This is a genomic window from Geomonas sp. (assembly GCF_035254065.1).
GTDB lineage: Bacteria > Desulfobacterota > Desulfuromonadia > Geobacterales > Geobacteraceae > Geomonas.
Window position 1 is genome coordinate 1 of the sequence record NZ_DATFBA010000030.1, and the last position, 4,679, is coordinate 4,679.

Consider the following 4,679-nt stretch of genomic DNA (forward strand, 5'->3'; position numbering starts at 1 on the left):
TATTACAACCAAGGAGGGTTTTAAGATGACTAAAGCAGAACTCGTTGAAGCAGTTGCCAAATCCGCCAACATTTCTAAAGGCGCCGCCGAGAAGGCCGTAGCCGCTTTCATCGACAGCGTGAGCGGCGCTCTGAAGAAAGGCGACCGCGTCACCCTGGTCGGCTTCGGCAGCTTCGAGGTCTCCAACCGTCAGGCCCGCACCGGCCGTAACCCCCAGACCGGCAAGGAGATCAAGATCGCCGAGGCCAAAGTGCCCAAGTTCCGCCCGGGCAAGGCTCTGAAAGACGCCATCTCCGCCAAGAAGTAATCGCGCAGCGCCCTGCGTGCCCTCCACGTGGGGCCGCGCCGCAGTACCGGAACCCCGCCCCCAAGCGGGGTTTTTCTTTTCGGTATAGTCAACCTTCTCCCGCTATTGCGTCCCTCCCCCTTCAAGGGGGAGCACAGGAGGAGGTGCCCGGCGCCCGAACCCCATCCTCACCCCGACCCTCCCCTTGAAGGGAGGGAGTCGAATAAGGGATCTAAGAAAGTGCCGTTTTCGAAAAGAAAAGCTTGCTTTCCCAAGCGAGCTGTAGTAATGATGTGCGGCTGACTGACAACTGCTCTATCCGGGAGAAGCTTTCCCGTCCCATCGATCCAACCCCTCGCATTCCAGGTAATCCCCTCAAGAAATGCGGCAGCAGGCTTTTGGTTGGCGACGATGTATGATCTGCCGGTCACAAGTCCGTATGCTACCAGAGCGTACCGAGCGCCCATGCGCGGCAATTTCGCCGTTACGGCTTTCTACGTTCGTAATTCGCCGACCTTCGGTCGGCGACCGCAAGCCGTTGCTTGATTTCTAAAGCTCCGACCAAAAAAGGAACCACATGTCTTTTGAATCGCTGAACCTCTCCGCCCCCATTCTGAAAGCTCTCTCCGCCTGCGGCTACACCGCGCCGACCCCCATCCAGGCCCAGTCCATTCCGCTGGCCTTGGAAGGCAAGGACCTGATCGGCAGCGCCCAGACCGGCACCGGCAAGACCGCCTCCTTCGTGCTCCCCGCCCTGCAGCGCCTGCTGGTTCCCTCCGAGGCGCGCGGCAAGGGGCCGCGCGTGCTGGTGCTCACCCCGACCCGGGAGCTGGCCACCCAGGTGACCGACGCCGTGCGCAACTACGGCAAGTTCATGCGGGTGAGAAGCGGCCATATCCTGGGCGGCATGCCCTATCGCGACCAGATGGACCTCCTCTCCCGTCCGGTCGACTTCATCGTGGGGACCCCCGGCCGCCTGATCGACCACCTGGAGCGCCGCAGCCTGAACCTTTCCCGGCTCGAGCTCTTGATCCTGGACGAGGCCGACCGCATGCTGGACATGGGCTTCTCCGAGGACATCGACCGCATCGCCGCCGCCTGCCCGGAAAATCGCCAGACCCTGCTCTTCACCGCCACCATGGACGACGCCATGGCCAAGATCGCCGCCAGGCTGCTGACCGACCCGGTGCGGGTCGCCATCGAGGGGAAACAGGCCGAGAAGCTGCACATCGAGGAGCGCCTGCACGTGACCGACGACATGCGCCACAAGAACCGCCTGCTGCAGCACCTGATCTCCGACGTGAACCTCACCAAGGCGATCATCTTCTCCGCCACCAAGAAGGACGCCGACCAGATCGCCTCCGAGCTCTACTCGCAGGGACACGCGGCCGCCGCCCTGCACGGCGACATGTCGCAGGGTGCCCGCAACCGCACCATCTACAACATGCGCCGCGGCAAGGTCCGGCTGCTGGTGGCGACCGACGTGGCGGCCCGCGGCCTGGACGTGAGCGGGATCAGCCACGTGATCAACTTCGACCTCCCCAAGTTCGCCGAGGACTACGTGCACCGCATCGGCCGCACCGGCCGCGCCGGAGCTACCGGGGTGGCCATCTCCTTCTGCTCTATGAACGAAGTCGCCTACCTGGACAGGATCGAGCGCTACACCGGCAAGTCCCTGGAGCAGCACGTGATCCCCGGCCTGGAGCCGAGCCGTCCCCTGCGCAGGGTGAACAGCGGCCCCGGCGGCAAGAAAGGGCGCCCGAGCTTCGACCCGCGCAAGAAATCGTTCGGCGCCAAGGGGGGACGTCCGGGTGCCCCCGGCGGCAAGCCCGGCTTCGGACGCCGTGAGCAGCAGGTGGTGGTCGAGTACCGCCGCGGCGGCCGTCGCGACGGCAGCGCCGGCAGTGCGAGATAACTGAAACGATGGCCTCCCATTCCGCCGCTTCCCTCCCTGAAGGGGGGAGGTGGCGGGAAGACGGCCAGAGCGAAAGGCAGCCAATGAGCGGAGCCGCTTCGGATGAAAATCATCATGCAAGCGGCTCCGCTCATTGCGTTTCTAACGTTCTCCCGTTACATTCATGAATGCTGCAACGGTAATGAAAAGAAATATTCAATCAGCATGTAGAGTTTCAGCCCCCGGACGACGAAGAGCGGACAATCCAGATGAACCAGGGATGGCGGAGCGCCAAGCTATGAGAGCAACACCCATCTTCCTTGCACTACTTCTCTTGCTGACCGCTGGGACGGCGGCGCATGCCTCCCTGGCGGAAATTGACCTGGAGCGCGTTTCGCCTCAGGGGAGTGAACAGCTTGCGGCTGACGTGAGGGTGCTCGAAGAGGTGGCGGAGAACTGGTCGCCCGAATGGCGATACGGGCTTCCCAAGGGGGACGCGGTTTCTTTGGCAAAGCGTTCGCTGAAAACGACCGACGAGCTGTTGCTGACCGCAAAGGGGGCGGCTGCCGGAGAACTGCTGCTGCTGAAAGGGTTGACGGCGCACTACGCATACAACCTCGATCTGCAGGAATACTTCCAGGTCGCCGTCGACTCTCTCCAAAAAGCGCGCGAGGCTCTGCCCACCGATTGCCGGCCGCTGTGGTTCCTGGGCAATCATTACGCCAAGGGGGCCGACGCGGTGAAGGGGATGCCGCTTTTGAAGCAGGCGTCACAGGAATGCGCAGAGAGCCTGCCCCGCTCCTTCTGGGAGGATTACGCCTACGCCGCGCTGCTCGCCGCGATGCCGGCCACCGGGACATACGCGCTCGACCAGGTGAGGGCGAGAAACGGCGGAGTGCTGACGGCAAAAATGAAACCGGTCGAGGAGGGGATAGCCAGGAGGCTCGCTCCGACGATCCCCGGCAAGAACTACAAAGCTGAAGAACTCTGGAAATCCGTACCGGGAGCCGGGACGACGCGGCTGGTGAACAGCATGTTCGGGTTGTGGGTGGACCTGCCGGGAACCTGGCCGGTTTCCCCTTTTGGCGTCAGGGACGGCAGCAGCGGTATCGCTATCAGGCTGCCCGGCAAAGGGAAAAAGCTGCCGGCTCTGGAAGCTGCGGTGTTCGTGCTGCCGGCCCCGCCGGAAGCAAGCCCGGAGAAGGCTCTGCGCAGGTTCCTGGCCGGGGCGGGTACCAATCGAAGCTACCAGGCCGTCGCCGGACCCGGGTTTGCCGGCGGAGACAAGTTCCTTTGGCTGGAATCCCGGCAGAAGAAGGAAAGCCGGATCCTTGCCGGCATCGTCAGGCGTCCGCAGCCCGCCTACCCCGGCCTCGCGCTCGAGTCGCCGCACAACATCACCCCCCCGGCGGGCGATCAGGCCGGGCCACAATACTACGCGCCGGTAAGGGAGTTCAGCCGTCTTCCCGGTGACCTCGACTACATCATCATGGTGGAGGGAGCCCCCGCGGCCTTCGAAAAGGGGCGTGCGGATCTGGAGTTGTTGTTGCGGAACCTGGCCATGGAATAAGACAAAATCGGCTTTTACGGGATAATTAGAGCAAGGATCCCGGCCGGGGAGCGACGAGGTCACCTGGTGTCCCTCCGGCACCCACCGCTGCCGTCTACAAAGGAGGTTCATCCATGAGGAGATTTATTTCGCTGATACCGGCGATTTTGATCGCGATAGTCACCTTGACCTGGACTGCCGCCGTGGCGAAGGCTGAGCCGCGGGTAAACGTCAACCTGTCCGGCCATCCCATCAGAGGGGCGGCCAACGCGCCGGTCACCATCGTGGTTTTTTCCGACTACCTCTGAACGGGGTGCAAACGGCTCGAGCCGGTACTCCAGCAGGTGTTGGAGAAATATCCCAAGCAGGTTAGACTCGCCATCAAATTGATCGCCGCTCACGCCTTTTCCATGAAGGCTGCGACCGCCGCACTGGCAGCGCACGACCAGGGAAAATTCTGGGAGTTCCACGACCAGCTTTTTGCCAACCAGGACGACCTCGATGACGACAAGCTGATTCAGATCGCGAAGCTTTTGAAGCTGGACCTGCCGCGCTTCAGGGCGAAGATGAAAGATCCGAAGCTAGAGGAGATGGTGGATGCCGATTACGATGAGGCGATGAAACTGGGAGTCGACCGGACCCCGTATATCTACATAAACGGCAGGCACCAGGAGCACCGCACCTTCCAGAATCTATGCGACGCCGTCGACGTGGAGTTGGCTGCAATCGGCAAGGGCCCCAAAGCGCAGGGGAAAGGTGGCAGGAAGTAAGCTGTCAGCCAGAAGGTTTCGCGGAGGACAGGCACCCGAAGAAGATGCTGGTGCGTGTCCTCCGCATTTCTTTTTTGAACTTACCAGGTTTGGGTAATGGAATCAGGCGTTATGGCGAGGGTCGCGCGCAGCCAATCGAACTTCGCTTTCAGGGTGTCGAAGTCCGGTCCGGAGGTCACG

At 62.3% G+C, this 4,679-nt stretch carries 4 protein-coding genes and 1 pseudogene; all 5 read left to right on the forward strand.

What is annotated here, in order from left to right; translation table 11 throughout:
- The first annotated feature begins 25 nt into the window (after positions 1–25).
- Entirely contained in the window at positions 26–307 is a 282-nt protein-coding gene (gene hbs, locus VJ604_RS01705; RefSeq protein WP_324079653.1) for a non-specific DNA-binding protein Hbs, read from the forward strand.
- Positions 308–863: 556 nt separating this feature from the next.
- Positions 864–2,201 carry a DEAD/DEAH box helicase gene (locus VJ604_RS01710; protein ID WP_324079654.1) on the forward strand — a complete coding sequence of 446 codons (1,338 nt, stop codon included), beginning with the start codon at positions 864–866 and terminating at the stop codon, positions 2,199–2,201.
- 277 nt (positions 2,202–2,478) lie between these two features.
- Complete coding sequence (locus VJ604_RS01715; RefSeq protein WP_324079655.1) at positions 2,479–3,750, forward strand: hypothetical protein; 1,272 nt, start codon at positions 2,479–2,481, stop codon at positions 3,748–3,750.
- Positions 3,751–3,863: 113 nt separating this feature from the next.
- Entirely contained in the window at positions 3,864–4,037 is a 174-nt protein-coding gene (locus tag VJ604_RS01720; RefSeq protein ID WP_324079656.1) for a hypothetical protein, read from the forward strand.
- Positions 4,038–4,052: 15 nt separating this feature from the next.
- A pseudogene (locus VJ604_RS01725) lies at positions 4,053–4,499 on the forward strand (DsbA family protein); the annotation flags it as partial.
- Between the last annotated feature and the right edge of the window lie 180 nt (positions 4,500–4,679).

What these genes read in the sequence shown, in the direction of transcription:
- VJ604_RS01710 (WP_324079654.1), top strand. Translation starts at nt 864, where the DNA reads ATGTCTTTTGAATCGCTGAACCTCTCCGCCCCCATTCTGAAAGCTCTC.
- hbs (WP_324079653.1), top strand. Translation starts at nt 26, where the DNA reads ATGACTAAAGCAGAACTCGTTGAAGCAGTTGCCAAATCCGCCAACATT.
- VJ604_RS01720 (WP_324079656.1), top strand. Translation starts at nt 3,864, where the DNA reads ATGAGGAGATTTATTTCGCTGATACCGGCGATTTTGATCGCGATAGTC.
- VJ604_RS01715 (WP_324079655.1), top strand. Translation starts at nt 2,479, where the DNA reads ATGAGAGCAACACCCATCTTCCTTGCACTACTTCTCTTGCTGACCGCT.